General features: G+C 40.9%; 11 protein-coding genes. All 11 read right to left on the reverse strand.

The window, feature by feature from the left end; all coding sequences use genetic code 11:
• Positions 1 to 64: 64 nt before the first annotated feature.
• Positions 65 to 1,447 (reverse strand): argininosuccinate lyase, encoded by a 1,383-nt coding sequence (gene argH / locus ABVF21_RS01270; RefSeq protein ID WP_303531610.1) that lies wholly within the window; start codon positions 1,445 to 1,447, stop codon positions 65 to 67.
• 12 nt (positions 1,448 to 1,459) lie between these two features.
• Complete coding sequence (locus ABVF21_RS01275; protein WP_283152123.1) at positions 1,460 to 2,671, reverse strand: argininosuccinate synthase; 1,212 nt, start codon at positions 2,669 to 2,671, stop codon at positions 1,460 to 1,462.
• Between the two features lie 70 nt (positions 2,672 to 2,741).
• Positions 2,742 to 3,710: an ornithine carbamoyltransferase gene (gene argF, locus ABVF21_RS01280; protein WP_303531605.1), complete on the reverse strand. Its 969-nt coding sequence runs from the start codon at positions 3,708 to 3,710 to the stop codon at positions 2,742 to 2,744.
• A gap of 4 nt (positions 3,711 to 3,714) precedes the next feature.
• Positions 3,715 to 6,915, reverse strand: a complete 3,201-nt coding sequence (gene carB, locus ABVF21_RS01285) for a carbamoyl-phosphate synthase (glutamine-hydrolyzing) large subunit (RefSeq protein ID WP_371017315.1) — start codon at positions 6,913 to 6,915, stop codon at positions 3,715 to 3,717.
• A complete protein-coding gene (locus ABVF21_RS01290) occupies positions 6,902 to 7,975 on the reverse strand; it encodes a carbamoyl phosphate synthase small subunit (protein ID WP_303531602.1) in 1,074 nt (357 codons plus the stop codon). The genes carB and ABVF21_RS01290 overlap by 14 nt, the downstream gene beginning before the upstream one ends.
• 2 nt (positions 7,976 to 7,977) lie before the next feature.
• The gene (locus ABVF21_RS01295) at positions 7,978 to 9,144 is read right to left on the reverse strand and encodes an acetylornithine transaminase (RefSeq protein ID WP_371017316.1); all 1,167 of its coding nucleotides are present in this window, start codon (positions 9,142 to 9,144) and stop codon (positions 7,978 to 7,980) included.
• Positions 9,135 to 9,968: an acetylglutamate kinase gene (argB, locus tag ABVF21_RS01300; protein WP_303531599.1), complete on the reverse strand. Its 834-nt coding sequence runs from the start codon at positions 9,966 to 9,968 to the stop codon at positions 9,135 to 9,137. Before argB ends, ABVF21_RS01295 begins: the two co-directional genes overlap by 10 nt.
• Positions 9,931 to 11,163, reverse strand: a complete 1,233-nt coding sequence (gene argJ / locus ABVF21_RS01305) for a bifunctional glutamate N-acetyltransferase/amino-acid acetyltransferase ArgJ (protein WP_303531597.1) — start codon at positions 11,161 to 11,163, stop codon at positions 9,931 to 9,933. The genes argB and argJ overlap by 38 nt, the downstream gene beginning before the upstream one ends.
• 27 nt (positions 11,164 to 11,190) lie before the next feature.
• A complete protein-coding gene (argC, locus tag ABVF21_RS01310; protein WP_371017317.1) occupies positions 11,191 to 12,228 on the reverse strand; it encodes an N-acetyl-gamma-glutamyl-phosphate reductase in 1,038 nt (345 codons plus the stop codon).
• 207 nt (positions 12,229 to 12,435) lie between these two features.
• The gene (locus ABVF21_RS01315) at positions 12,436 to 14,580 is read right to left on the reverse strand and encodes a DNA topoisomerase III (protein WP_371017318.1); all 2,145 of its coding nucleotides are present in this window, start codon (positions 14,578 to 14,580) and stop codon (positions 12,436 to 12,438) included.
• A gap of 86 nt (positions 14,581 to 14,666) precedes the next feature.
• A complete protein-coding gene (locus ABVF21_RS01320; RefSeq protein ID WP_303531591.1) occupies positions 14,667 to 14,969 on the reverse strand; it encodes a hypothetical protein in 303 nt (100 codons plus the stop codon).
• Between the last annotated feature and the right edge of the window lie 88 nt (positions 14,970 to 15,057).

The raw sequence follows: 15,057 nt of genomic DNA on the forward strand, positions 1-15,057 counted from the left end.
CTTGTTTAGCAAACGCTAATAACTTCCTTCTTCATGAGGGTCTTATCCTTTCGGATAGGGCCCTTTATGCATTCTCTTTCACATGCTGATGAGCTAAACTAATCTGAATCGCGATTTGCTCTGGTGACGTACCTCCATAGCTTTTTCTTGCGTTCATCACATTAGCAGGCTTAAGCACTTCAAAAACATCTTCTTCAAATAAAGGGCTAAATGATTTAAATTCTTCCATCGTAAGATCAAGTAAATATTTCTTTCTTTCGATACCATAAAGAACAATCTTTCCAATGACTTCATGCGACTCACGGAACGTCATTCCTTTGTTAACAAGGTAATCCGCAATATCGGTTGCATTAGAATAATCTTCATTAACGGCTTGCTTCATGTTTTCTGTCTGTACTTTCATTGTTTCAATCATAGGCGCCAAAAGTTGAAGAGCGCCATCAAGCGTCTTAGCTGTATCAAACATGCCTTCCTTATCTTCTTGCATGTCTTTGTTATAAGCAAGTGGTAGTCCCTTCAATACCGTTAACAAGCTAAACAAATTTCCATACACTCGACCTGTTTTCGCACGAAGAAGTTCAGGAACATCCGGATTCTTTTTCTGGGGCATAATACTCGATCCCGTACAGAAAGAATCGTCTAGTTCAATAAATTGAAATTCCTGACTGCTCCAGATCACCATTTCTTCCGACAAACGGGACATATGCATCATAAGCATGGAAGCATTTGAAAGAAACTCAACAATAAAGTCACGATCACTAACTGCGTCCATGCTATTCGGATAAACGGCGTCAAAACCTAACAGTTCTGCCGTGCGATGGCGATCAATCGGAAAGGTTGTTCCAGCTAGTGCGCCTGCACCAAGCGGTAACATACTCGTTCTCTTTAAGCTGTCTTGAAATCTTTCCTTATCACGTTCAAACATCCAGAAATACGCGAGCATATGATGGGCAAATGATACAGGTTGAGCACGCTGCAAATGTGTATAACCTGGTAAAACAGTTTCAACATGAGATTCAGCCTGGCTTAGAATCGCCTGCTGAACCTCTTCGATGTGTGAAATAAAATGGTTAACCTTTTTAATAAGGTACATATGCATATCCGTTGCAACTTGGTCATTACGGCTTCTACCGGTATGCAGCTTTCCTCCGACAGGTCCTATTTCATCAATAAGTGCTTTTTCAATATTCATATGAATGTCTTCTTGAGATACATCGTATTCAAACGTTCCATTCTGAATGTTCTCAAGAACCACATGTAAGCCTCGCTTGATTTCTTCCATGTCAGTGGAACTAATCACACCGCATTCACTAAGCATCTGAACATGGGCCAGACTGCCTTCGATATCTTCTTCTGCTAGTTCTTTATCATACTGGATCGAAGCTGTATATTCTTCTACAAGCTTATTCGTTTCTTTCGTAAAGCGTCCACCCCATAGCTTAGACACACTAACATCTCCTTATTGAGTTACTTTTTGTTTCTTATGAACTTCCGCATTCACTTTTGTAGGTAATCCCCATAGTTTAATGAATCCAACTGCAGCGTCATGATCAAAGAGATCACCTTTAAGGTATGTTGCAAGTTGTTCGTTATAGAGAGAGTTCTCTGATTTACGTCCAACTACTGTGTTTGACCCTTTGTGTAATTTAAGACGTATCTTACCACTTACTACTTTTTGGGTTTCGTTAATGAACCCTTCAAGCGCCTGACGAAGTGGTGAATACCATAAACCATCATAGATCAGTTTTGAAAGTTGCTGATCAATCGTCGTTTTGAACTGTGATACTTCGCGAGTATGTGTTAGAAATTCTAGTTCTTTATGAGCGTTAATCAAAATGAGCGCGCCTGGATTTTCATATACTTCTCTTGATTTAATCCCAACGAGACGATTTTCAATATGATCAATACGTCCAATACCGTGGACGCCGCCAATTTCATTTAACTTCTCAATAAGATCAACTAACCCCATCTTTTGGCCATTAAGTGCTGTTGGGCAGCCTTCTACAAAATCAATTTCAATGTATTCCGGCTCATCAGGTGTTAGGTGAATTGGTGCTGTCCAATCGAATGCGGCTTCTGGAGCCTCAGCCCAGGGATCTTCAAGTACTCCAGCTTCACATGCACGTCCCCAAATGTTGGCATCAATTGAAAATGGATTATCAAGTTTAACAGGAACCGGGATCCCTTTTTCTTGTGCGTAAGCAATCTGTTCATCACGCGTCATTCCCCATTCACGAACAGGAGCGATCACTTTCAAGTCCGGATTCAACGCTTGAATCGATACTTCAAAGCGAACCTGATCATTTCCTTTTCCTGTACATCCATGTGCCACTGCCGTAGCTCCTTCACGTTCAGCCGCTTCAACGAGAAGCTTTGAAATGAGGGGACGTGACAGTGCTGAGGATAGCGGGTATTTCCCTTCATATAATGCATTTGCTTTTAATGCGGGTAAAAGATAGTTCTCAGCAAGAAGTTCTTTCGCTTCAATCATATAAGCTTTTGAGGCACCCACATTCAGTGCCTTTTCCTTGATCGTCTCTAGATCTTTCCCTTCACCTACATCAAGTCCAAGGGCAATAACCTCGTATCCATATTTTTCTTCTAACCATTTTATCGAAATGGAGGTATCAAGACCTCCGGAATAAGCAAGAATGATTTTCTCTTTTGCCATGTCATCCACTCCTTATCTTTGTATTAATATATATGATAACGTATATTTATTCAAAATGCACGAAAAAAATTTAACTTTTTAATAAAAGTTTCAAAAGTGCTTTTTGCGCGTGCAGACGATTCTCTGCTTCCTGGTATACAACTGAATGAGAACCGTCGATAATTTCCGCTGTAACCTCTTCTCCTCTATGCGCTGGAAGACAATGCATAAAGATGTAATTTTCATCAGCGTTTATGCATAACTCCTCATTCACCTGATAAGGTTCGAAAACTCCCTCACGTTCAGCTTGCTCGTCTTCTTGCCCCATACTCGCCCAAACATCGGTAATCAAAACATCCGCATCCTTAGCAGCTGCAAGGGGATCAGCGGTTACTTCAATGACCGAACCATTTGTTTTCGCTACTTCGTTCGCTTTCGCTACGATCGCTTCATCTGGTTCATACCCTGCTGGACAGGCGATCGTGAAATTCATGCCCACTTTCGCTGCCCCTTCAATAAGTGAATGAGCCACATTGTTTCCATCTCCAAAATAAGCTGCTTTCAATCCACTTAAATGACCTTTATGCTCGATAATCGTTAGTAAATCAGCAAGAATTTGTGCTGGATGATGTGTATCTGTTAATCCGTTAATAACAGGAACGGAAGAAGCTTTCGCAAAACGTTCAATCGTCTCATGGCCAAACGTTCGAATCATTACTCCGTCAAGGTACCCTGCTAGCACATTAGCGGTGTCTTCAACAGTCTCGCCTCTTCCAAGCTGGATGTCTTTCGAACTAAGAAACAAAGCATGCCCGCCAAGCTGAAGCATCGCTACTTCAAATGATACACGCGTTCTTGTTGATGACTTTTCGAAGATCATCCCAAGCACCTTTCCTTTTAATTCTTCATGAGGGATCCCTTCCTTTTGAAGTTTTTTCAACTTTTCAGCTTCTTGCAAAAGATAATGAATCTCCTCACTGCTAAGTTCAGCGATCGTTAGAAAATCTTTCCCCTTCATTCCTTCTGCGATTTCATTTTGCGTTTTAACCGACTGCATCATTAAATCATCCTTCCTGCCCGATTGGAGTTTCTTTCATTTGGTGCCAATGCTCTAGACTGTTGACTTCAAGTGTCTTGGATCCTTCTAAGACCAATAACTGAAGCGTGTCAAGATGTGTAAAACATGGAATTTTATATCGTGTGGCGAGTGCACGCATTTGAAATCCAGAACGTTCTTTTTCTCTGCCGATTGTCGGAATCGATACAACTGCGCTTAGCTCTTCTTTCATTAGCGCCTCAATTTCATTTAAATCTTTTTTTATCACGATTGATTGGATACCTTTATCATTTAACAATTTGGCTGTTCCAGATGTTGCGTAGATTGCAACACCTTTTTCTTTAAGCTTCATTAGTACATCACATGCAGCTTCTTTATGCTCTTCACTAATTGAACATAGTATAGAAGAAGGTAGCTTATTCGGATCCCACGTAGATACAATCGCTTTTCTTAATGCTTCTTCCGATGTTTTTGCCATAGCAAGGACTTCTCCTGTAGACTTCATCTCTGGTCCAAGAACATGGTCAACGTTTTTTAACTTTCCATTTGAGAAGATAGGAAACTTTACCGTGTAATAAGGTTTTTCTTCTAATAAACCCGTTGCTTCTAATGAGTTACTTTGCAATTGAGCTTTAATCGCCCATTCAACCATTGGAATGTTCGTTACTTTACTGATAACGGGTACAGTTCTCGAAGATCTTGGATTAATTTCAAGAACATAAATGATGCCTTGATCGATGACAAATTGAATATTCATTAACCCTCGACATTCGAGCGCTTGAGAGAGCTTTTCAGAATACATCGTAATCGTTTCTTTCTGCTCTTCTGTAATAGATACAGGTGGATAAATCGCTGTGCTATCTCCAGAATGAACGCCCGCTCGTTCAAGGTGCTCCATAATGCCAGGAATGGCGATTGATTCTCCATCGCAAATCACATCGACTTCACATTCAATTCCTTCAACAAAGCGGTCGAGAAGGAATGGCCACATTTTCTTTGAACTGCTCTCTAATTTTTGTGTATACCGTTTCAGTTCATCCATATGACGGAAGATAAACATGTTTTGTCCGCCTATCACATAGGAAGGTCTTACAATGATCGGGAACCCTAACTCTGCGGCTAGATCCTCCATTTCATTTGGCTTGTAAGCCATTTTCCCTTCTATATAAGGAATCGAAAGAGAATCCAACAATTGATAAAATTGATCACGGTCCTCGACTTTATTAATGTTCTCAACAGGTGTACCGAGGATTGGAACTCCGCGCTCGTGCAACTCTTCCGCTAAATTAACAGCTGTTTGACCACCAAATTGTACGGCCACTCCTATAATATGTTCCTTCTCAATAACCGCAAGGACATCTTCAAGTGAGAGCGGCTCAAAGTAAAGACGATCTGCAACGCTATAATCTGTACTAACCGTTTCTGGGTTATTATTCATAACAATCGCACGATAGCCTAACTTCTTCACTGCCTGTGTCGCGTGAACGGAGCAATAGTCAAACTCCACACCTTGCCCGATTCGAATGGGCCCTGAACCAAGAACGAGGATGCCTGGCTCACTGATCTGCGCCATCTCATCGCTCCCTAAATACGTAGAGTAGAAATAAGGCGTGATTGCTTCAAACTCACCCGCACACGTATCAACTTGCTTCATTCCCCTCAGAATGCCAGCTTCTTTACTCATACTCATGATCGAATCGATCGTTTTTCCAGTTGCTTTCGAAATGTAGGCATCACTAACGTTTAATTGCTTAACATGAATTAGCAATTCTTCAGAAAGATCGGTTTGATTCATTATCTTTACTTCCGCTTCCACAATTCGCTTCACCTTATGAAGAAACCAGCTATCAATGGCTGTAAGTGATTTAATGTCCTCTACAGAATAACCTCTTCGAAAAGCTTCACTAATTAAAAAAAGTCTTTCATCTGTTGGCGTCATTAGCTGATCATTTAAATATTCTTGACTTACCTCTTCATATAAGCCTGTTAATGATTGATGACCACTCTCAAGAGATCGAACAGCTTTGTTTAAAGCACCTTCAAAACTTCGATCAATTGACATCACTTCTCCTGTTGCTTTCATCTGTGTTCCAAGTACGCGATCACCTTCAGGAAACTTATCAAATGGGAATCTCGGTATTTTGACAACTAAATAATCAAGGGCAGGTTCGAATGCTGCATAAGTATTACCTGTAATCGGATTTGGAAGCTCATCTAATGTAAAGCCAATGGCACATTTTGCAGCCATACGTGCAATCGGATAGCCAGTAGCTTTAGAAGCTAATGCAGACGAACGACTTACCCGCGGATTCACCTCAATGATGTAATAATCGTTTGATTCAGGGTTTAATCCAATTTGAATATTACAACCACCAATAACATCAATGGCACGAATCACTTTTAACGAAACGTTTCGTAGCATCTGGTATTGGTAATCATTCAGCGTCTGAGAGGGTGCAACAACAATCGAATCCCCTGTATGAATTCCAACAGGATCCATATTTTCCATGTTACATACGATCATGCACGTATCGTTTTCGTCACGCATCACTTCATATTCGATTTCTTTCCAACCAAGCATACTTTTTTCAATGAGTACCTGGTGAATAGGACTTAAGGAAAGGCCGCGATCAACAATTTCAAGCAAGGCGTTATCATCAGCTGCAAATCCACCGCCTTCACCACCCATTGTATAGGCTGGGCGAACCATGATCGGATAGCCAATTTCTCGAGCGAATGTTAACGCCTCTTCCCTTGTCACGGCAATTTTCGACTCAGGTACTGGTTCGCCAATATCAAGCATTAGCTGTCTAAACTTCTCACGGTCTTCTCCATTTTGAATGGATTCAACAGAGGTGCCAAGAAGTTCCACATTCAATTTTTCTAGAATCCCTTTTTCGTAAAGCTCTACGACAAGATTTAAACCTGTTTGGCCGCCAAGTGTCCCGATGATGCCATCAGGCTTTTCTTTTTTGAGTATTTCCTCTACATAAGGAAGCGACATTGGTTCCATATAAACATGATCCGCGATTGATGAATCAGTCATAATGGTGGCTGGATTGCTATTTATTAAAACAACCTCAATCCCCTCTTCTTTTAGCGCCAAGCACGCCTGTGTACCTGCATAATCAAATTCCGCTGCCTGACCAATGACAATAGGGCCAGATCCTAAAATGACAACTTTTTTTAACTCTTTACGTAAAGGCATAGTGCTGGTCTCCTGTTCTCGTAATCTGGTTCATAAATGCGTCGAACAAAAAGGCTGTATCTGAAGGTCCCGCGTGTGCTTCTGGATGGAATTGAACCGATTGAATGTTGTAATGGTGATGTTTTAATCCTTCAACGGTTCCATCATTTAAATTAACAAAAGTAAGCGCAAACCCTGTATCTTCTAAGGTCTCCTGTACGACTTCATAACCATGGTTTTGGGAGGTGATAAAAACTTTCCCCGTCTCCAAATGCTTCACCGGGTGATTCGACCCACGATGTCCAAATGTTAGCTTTCGAGTGGAAGCCCCGTGTGCAAGAGCGAGAAGCTGATGACCAAGACAAATCCCGAATGTTGGATATTTTTCACTAATAAGCCGGATCGTCTCAAAAGTTGCAGATAATGCTTCAGGATCTCCAGGACCATTACTTAACACCACTCCGTCTGGTTGTAGGTCAACAACTTCCTCAAAAGTTGTATTAAATGGCATAATTGTTACAGCACAACCAAGAGATTGAAGGGACGTAAGAATTGATTTCTTATACCCGTAGTCCATTAGCACGATATGTGGTCCCTCACTTGGATAATGTGTTTTTTCTTTTACAGATACATGTGGAACAAAAGATTTCTCTGATTTCCATTCAAAGCTGTTATTTGGAAGTTCAGCCGTTATCTGTCCTTTCATTGTTCCATAATCCCGTAGCATTTTAACTAGGGCTCGTGTGTCTACACCAGTTAAAGAAGGAATTTCATTCTGTAATAGACCTTTTGAGAAAGACCCTGTTGCTAAATAATGACTAGGTTCCTCACACTGCTCTCCTGTAACCACACCATGAAGATGAAGGTGTTCACTTTCACTATCAAGATTATTTATTCCATAGTTACCGATTTGTGGGTAACAGAAGACGATGATTTGCCCGGCATAAGAAGGATCCGATACAATCTCTTGATAACCAGTCATGCTTGTATTGAAAACAACTTCACCAGAAGCTTCTAAAGCTCCTATTAGATCGCCTTCAAATACTGCTCCGTTTTCTAATACAAGATAGCCCTTTTTCATGCCTAATCCTCCCCTTCAGCTGACTTAAATACGTCGGTTAGCTTCTCCAAAAATTGCTCTACTTCCTTCGTACTCACATTAAGAGGTGGAAGAATGCGAATGACGTTAGGTCCTGCACTTAAAACAAGCACGTCTTTTCCTCTAAGCTTACTAACAAAAGGCGCGGCATCCTCCACTTCAATTCCTAGAAGTAAACCTAGTCCCCTCACTTCATTAATGGAATTGTGCTGCTGCGACAAACTTTTTAATTTATTTATAAACATGTCTCCCATTTCTTTTGCGTTTTGAAGTAAAGAAACGATCTCTTTTACCGTCGCAGTTGCAGCGGCAGAAGCAAGTGGATTTCCCCCAAATGTACTTCCGTGAGTTCCTGGACCAAATGTTGAGGCTACGCTTTCCTTCGCAAGCATCGCACCAATCGGGAATCCTGAACCTAACCCTTTTGCAAGCGTCATAATATCTGGTTCAAAACCATATTGCTCATGAGCAAATAACGTTCCGGTTCGGCCCATCCCGGTTTGAACTTCATCAACGACGATAAGAATATTGTTCGTTCTACAAATCGACACAAGCTCCGAAATCCACTCCTGATCTGCTGGACGAACGCCTCCTTCTCCCTGGACGAGCTCTAACATGACGGCTGCTGGTTTTCGTTCCTCGATTTCTGATAAACGATCAAAATCGTTGTAAGGAAAGTATTCAAAACCAGAAAGCATGGAGCCAAATCCATCTTGAAGGTTTGGTTGAGCTGTAGCGGAAAGGGAACCTAGCGTTCTTCCATGGAAGGACTTCGTGAACGTTGCAATTGTTTCTTTACCGCTCCACTTTCGAACGAGCTTAATCGCTGCTTCATTCGCTTCCGTACCACTATTACAGAAGAACACCTGGTCAAAACAGCTTTCCGCTGTTAACACGTCAGCGAGTTCCTGCTGTTTTGGGATATGGTATAAATTCGAGCAATGCCAGAGGAGATTTAACTGATCTGATACAGCTTTTTTGATCGCTTCTGGTTGATGACCAAGATTACATGTGGCAATTCCGGAAGTAAAATCAAGATATTTTGTTCCGTCTTCACTATATAGGAAGCTTCCTTCACCTTTAACGGCAGTAATCGGAAGTCGATTATATGTTTGCATGATGCTTTTTTGTGACGTTTCAGTTAGTGACATTCTAAAGACTCCTTTCGAACAATTCGCGTTCCAACAGGTTCATGTGCGACTGCTTTTAGCAGGGCATTCTCTTCTCGACCATCAACAATAATAACCGAGGAGACTTTATCCGAAAGAGCGGCAATCGCTCCTTTCACTTTAGGGATCATACCACCAATAATCGTGCCTTTTTCGATTAAACTTGTTATTTTTGGCTCATCTAGCGTTCTGAAAATAACTTTTTGTCCATCAATTTCTTCATACACACCCGGCGTATCGCTAACGAGACAAATATCTGCATGCAGCGCCTGAGCGACAGCTGACGCGGCTTCATCCCCATTAATATTAAGAGGTTCGAAAGATTCATCCGTACTGATTGGTGAGATAATAGGTATGTACCCAGCTTGAGAGAGTTGTTCAATTAGTGACTTATCTACATGGATGACTTCCCCAACACGGCCGAGTGATTCATTAGACTGTTTGCATGTAAACAGCTTGCCGTCTACGCCACTAATGCCAATGGCTTTCGCTCCTGCATGGTGGATCTTCCGCACGAGCTGTTTATTCACCTTACCGCTCAATACCATTTCAACTGTATCGACCATCTCATCTGTTGTGACACGTAGTCCATCGACAAATGTTGTCTGAATTGATAGTTTATCAAGCATCCTTGAGATTTCAGGGCCTCCACCATGAACGAGTACCGGATGATATCCTTGTTTTTTCATAGCTACTAGGTCAAGGTAAAATGAGTCTTGAAGCTGATCTAATATACTTCCACCACATTTAATAACAAAATATTTTTGATTATGTTCTGTAGGAGGCATTGATTCTGACATAGTCATAAGAAAGGTCACACCCCCATGCCGTTGCTTCTTCATTTCCGTTATGCAAATCAATATAGATATGAATGTTCTCGTTTTCTAAATAGGTTTTTGCTTCTTCCTCACTAAATTCCGCTGTTATACCATAATCCACTACTTTAATGGGTCCAAGTGATATGGAAAGAGAATCTTCTTGAACAGATTCACCACTGTACCCAATGGCACATACAATACGTCCCCAGTTTGCATCGGTTCCATATATGGCTGTTTTTACTAAACTAGAACCTACAACAGATTTGGCAATGGCTTTCGCACCGGTTTCTGTTTGAGCACCTTTTACGTGAACTTCAACGAGTTTTGTAGCCCCTTCGCCATCTTTAGCGATCAATTTCGCTAACTGTTGACAAACATACTCTAGTGAACTTAAGAACGTTTGCCACTCAGGATGACTTTCTGATAACGCTTCATTCTCCGCCTGACCATTTGCTAGAAGAAGGACCATATCATTTGTACTCGTTTCACCGTCAACTGTGATCATGTTATAAGTCGTGTCAGTCACAGAGCTTAATGCGGACTGAAGAGCGTTATTTTCTACTTCTGCATCGGTCGTGACAAAAGCCAGCATCGTGGCCATGTTTGGCTTGATCATTCCTGATCCCTTTGCAGCACCACCAATGGTGATGTCTTTTCCATCAATCTGACATGTTACGGCTACCTGTTTTGTCATTGTATCTGTCGTAACAATCGCTTCAGCAAAATCGGTGCCACTCGTTTTTTCTGTATAATTTGGAATGTGATGAATCCCTTTGATAATGGCTTCCATAGGCAAATACTCCCCAATAACCCCGGTCGAAGTAACAGCCGTTTCCGTGTCTTTCAGCCCCATCACAGTTGCGAATTGTTTACGCATTTCATATGCGTCCTCAATGCCTTTCTTTCCTGTAAACGCATTGGCGTTTCCCGAATTAACGATCAGGCCTTGAAGTTTCCCATCTACTAAACTTTCTTTTGTTACTTTTAATGGCGGTGCCTGGAAAGTATTCATTGTAAACACCCCTGCAGCATTCGCTGGTACAACGGATTTAATCCAGCCAAGATCTTTACGCTTTCTTTTTAAACCTGCATGAAACCCACCAGCTTCAAATCCTTTAGGAGAAGTAACTGTGCCATCTTTTACGATTGAAAAAAGTTCCTCACTTACAGTCGATGTTGCCAAAGCCTTCAACCCTTTCGTTTAGTAGATTTATGGAAATACTGGAGATAAACTAAGACCTGTTGTCTCAGGATAACCAAATCGTAGATTCATATTTTGTACCGCTTGACCAGCAGCACCTTTCATCAAATTGTCAATCACCGAGATAATCGTTAAGCGATTTGTTCTCGAATCTACAGAAAGACCAATATCACAGTAGTTAGAACCGGAAACGCCTTTTGTGGAGGGCCATTTCCCTTCAGGCATCACGCGAATAAAAGGATGATCTTCATAGATTGATTGGTAAAGATCAATCACTTCTGCTTCGGATCGATCATGAGATAGATTGACATACATGCTGCACATCATCCCTCTTGTAAGCGGGACGAGGTGAGTAGAGAATGATACATTTACATTTTCACCGATTTGATTCGAAATGACTTGTTCTATTTCAGGGATATGCTGATGTTTTCCAAGTTTATATGCTGATACATTTTCATTAACTTCAGAGTAATGGGCTGTAAGACTCGTTTTACGTCCTGCACCTGAAAGGCCCGACTTTCCATCTATGATTAAAGACGATGGATCAGCCCATCCTTTTTGAATGATTGGAAGAATACCTAGTAGCGTTGCCGTCGGATAGCATCCAGGATTGGCAATTAAGTTTGCGGATTTAATGTCTTCTGAATAGTATTCCGATAATCCATATACCGCTTCTGTTAAAGCTCCTTCTGGTGGAGATGAATGGTTATACCACTTTTCGTATAAATCTCCACTCTTTAATCGGAAGTCTCCGGATAAATCGATCATTGGAACCCCCGTATTTAGCAGTAAAGGCACAGATTGACTGCTCACGCCAGCTGGTGTTGCGAAGAAAATAACATCTGACTCGGAAGCAAGCTTCTCTGCATCAAGCGCTTCAAACTGACTTACTTGTATATTCGTGAGATGTGGGAAAACCTCATGGACATTTGTTCCTGCGTTAGATGGAGATACAATTGTATTAATTTCTACTTCAGGGTGACTAAGCAATAAGCGAATTAATTCAAGACCGCTATATCCGCTAGCACCGACTATACTTGCTTTCACTATTTCCACTCCCTCTTTCATTGCTTATTGAATGATTATACATATTTAAGTATATATATACAACAGTTTTTTTATTATTTTTTTCAAATTTATGAATTTGTTATAACGTATTAACAAGCACAACTTGGTTACCATCCTGATAAAGAGTTTGTCAGGTGAGAAAATGAGTTCAAAAAAAGCATGCCCCTATGAAAGGCATGCTTTAAGTTACTTCTTTTCAAATTCAAATGTTAGTTTTTTCTCATCTGGGCTCCATACAAGCGCGGCATCAAACGTCCCTTTTTTACTTTTCAATCCTTTGATTACATTGGATTTTCCTTCAGTTAGAATTTTTTTAGCGTTGGTTTGCGAAATAGGTTTCCCAAGAATTCGTTTGGAGATTGTAAACGGGCAACTGGTTTTAGCATAACTACTACACCCAAATAATTTCCCCTTATCCAGTACGTAAGAACCGCAAAGTGGGCATGTGCCAATCTTTTTTCCTAGTGATTTTTTGGATGGCTGTGCTTCTATCTTAATATCTTTTAAATCCCATGATGCAGAAGATTCAACTGCATCGGAAGTTAGCTTTGCTGCAAGTTTCTTCACAGACTCCATGAACGCTTGTGGAGATGCCTCGCCACTTCCAATTTGTTTTAGCCGCTGCTCCCATTTCGCTGTCATTTCAGGACTTGAAAGAACGGCATTTCCGATCGAATCGATCAATAACATGCCTTTTTCCGTTGCAAATACCTGGTTTTTTACAACATCGATGTATTTGCGATCTTTGAGCATTGTGATGATTCCCGCTCTAGTCGCTTCAGTCCCAAGTCCTTCTGTGTCTTTCAAGATCTTCTCAAGAGATTCATCATCTAGATGCTTCCCGGCCGTCTTCATCATTGTAATAAGCTGTCCTTCAGTAAATCGTTTTGGCGGCTGTGTTTTGCCTTCTGTTACTTCTACAGATACAACTTTACCTTGTTCGTTCTTTTCAATAGGTGGTAACTCTTCATCCTTCTGACTCGATGGGATAATTCGTTGCCATCCTTCCTGAATTCGCACCTGTCCTTTTGATTGGAATAGGGCTCTATTATCAACGAGGGTGAGCACAGTTGTATAATCGACAATCGATGCCTCTTCGTGCGCCGCTAGTAAACTTCGTGCGATTAAATCATATATTTTAGCTTCATCACCTGATAATTTATCCAGGTTTGGCACCTGTTCTGTTGGAATGATCGCGTAGTGATCACTTACTTTCGCAGCATTCACAAATCGCTTGTCCGTTAAGAGCGAGTCACGTTTTAGTGGAAAATACTCTTGATAAGCTCGCTGCTTCTGAAGCTTTGATAAAATCGAAGGGAATTCTGCTGCTTCATCCTTGGTGACAAAGCTAGAATCACTTCTTGGATAAGAAATGTTCCCCTTTGTGTAAAGCTTCTGAGCAATATCCAATGTTTTTTTTGGTGAAAATTTATAACGCTTGTTGGCAGTAGACTGAAGAGATGATAGTTGATACAAGAAGGGAGCTTTGTACTGCTTCCGTTCTTTCTTAACCTCACTCGCTAAACAGTCCTTATTTTCACAAAATTGAGCAATGGCTTGGGCCATTTCGGGCGACTCAAGTCTCGTTTGATCTTCTTTAATCCATTTTCCAACAATCATTTTTCCATTGTAATCAAATGTACCCTTCACTTCCCAAAAAGGCTCTGAATTAAAGTTCGCAATCTCTTTCTCTCGTTGAACGACTAATGCTAGCGTAGGCGTTTGAACCCTTCCTGCAGAAAAAACATCCTGTAACCCTTTTTGTTTAAAAAGAAGTGTATACACGCGTGAGGCGTTAATTCCTACGACCCAATCTGCACAAGATCTTGCATAAGCCTCGAAATAAAGATTACGCGTTTCTGTTTCTTCTAACAGTGATTGAAATCCTTCTTTTACTGCACGTTCTGTTAATGAAGAAATCCAAAGTCGCTTCATTGGTTTCTTGCAACGAGCCTGATTCAAAATCGTACGGACGATGAGTTCACCCTCTCTCCCAGCATCACCCGCGTGAATAATAGATCCGACTTCTTTTTTGTTAACGAGTTCTTTAATGACATTAAACTGTTTCCATTTTCCTTTCGTTACCTGATATTGAAATTGTGTCGGAATAATCGGAAGGGTTTGAAGAGACCACTTCTTCCATGAAGATTCGTATGTTTCAGGTGGAACGAGTTCACACAAGTGTCCAACAGCCCAAGTCATATAGGCTCCATCAGGAAAATCAGGATTAGGTTTAATATAGAGATATCCTTGTTTTTTTTCGGTTGGATAAGGGGCGGCAAGACGCGTTCCCTGATCTGGCTTTTCGGCGATAATACAAACAGCTGCCAAAGGTAACATTCCTCTCTCAAAAAAATACGCTAGCTATTAGTATATCGTACATGTGATCGTATATGGTAGTAGGTGTTTTATCTATCCTAACTATATTCAACTATCGCTAAGGCGCTTGGATCAAAATGATCCTGAAGAATGCTAGAAGATGGAATTCCGAGTAGCACGTTTTTACTATCAGTTTGAACCGCTTTCTCTTCTAAGACAATTGGTATGTTTTCATGAACAAGGCTTACAATTTTAGGGCCATCCTCTTTTGTTAACTCGAAATCCAAAACTTTCGTACAAAAGGCTAGCGCTTGTTTCATATTAGGTACTTTCACGGTTACACACTCACGTTGTTTAACAACAAATCCCCTCCTTTTTAGATCATCCCTATAAAATTCCATATAAAGAAGACTTCCCCCTTCTTTTTGTCATAGCATTAGTTCCAAAGACGATTCTCTATTGATCCACAAATCAAAAATGTCCATTAAA

Origin of the sequence: Pseudalkalibacillus sp. JSM 102089 (assembly GCF_041366475.1) — a bacterium.
GTDB classification, from domain to species: domain Bacteria; phylum Bacillota; class Bacilli; order Bacillales; family Guptibacillaceae; genus Guptibacillus; species Guptibacillus hwajinpoensis_B.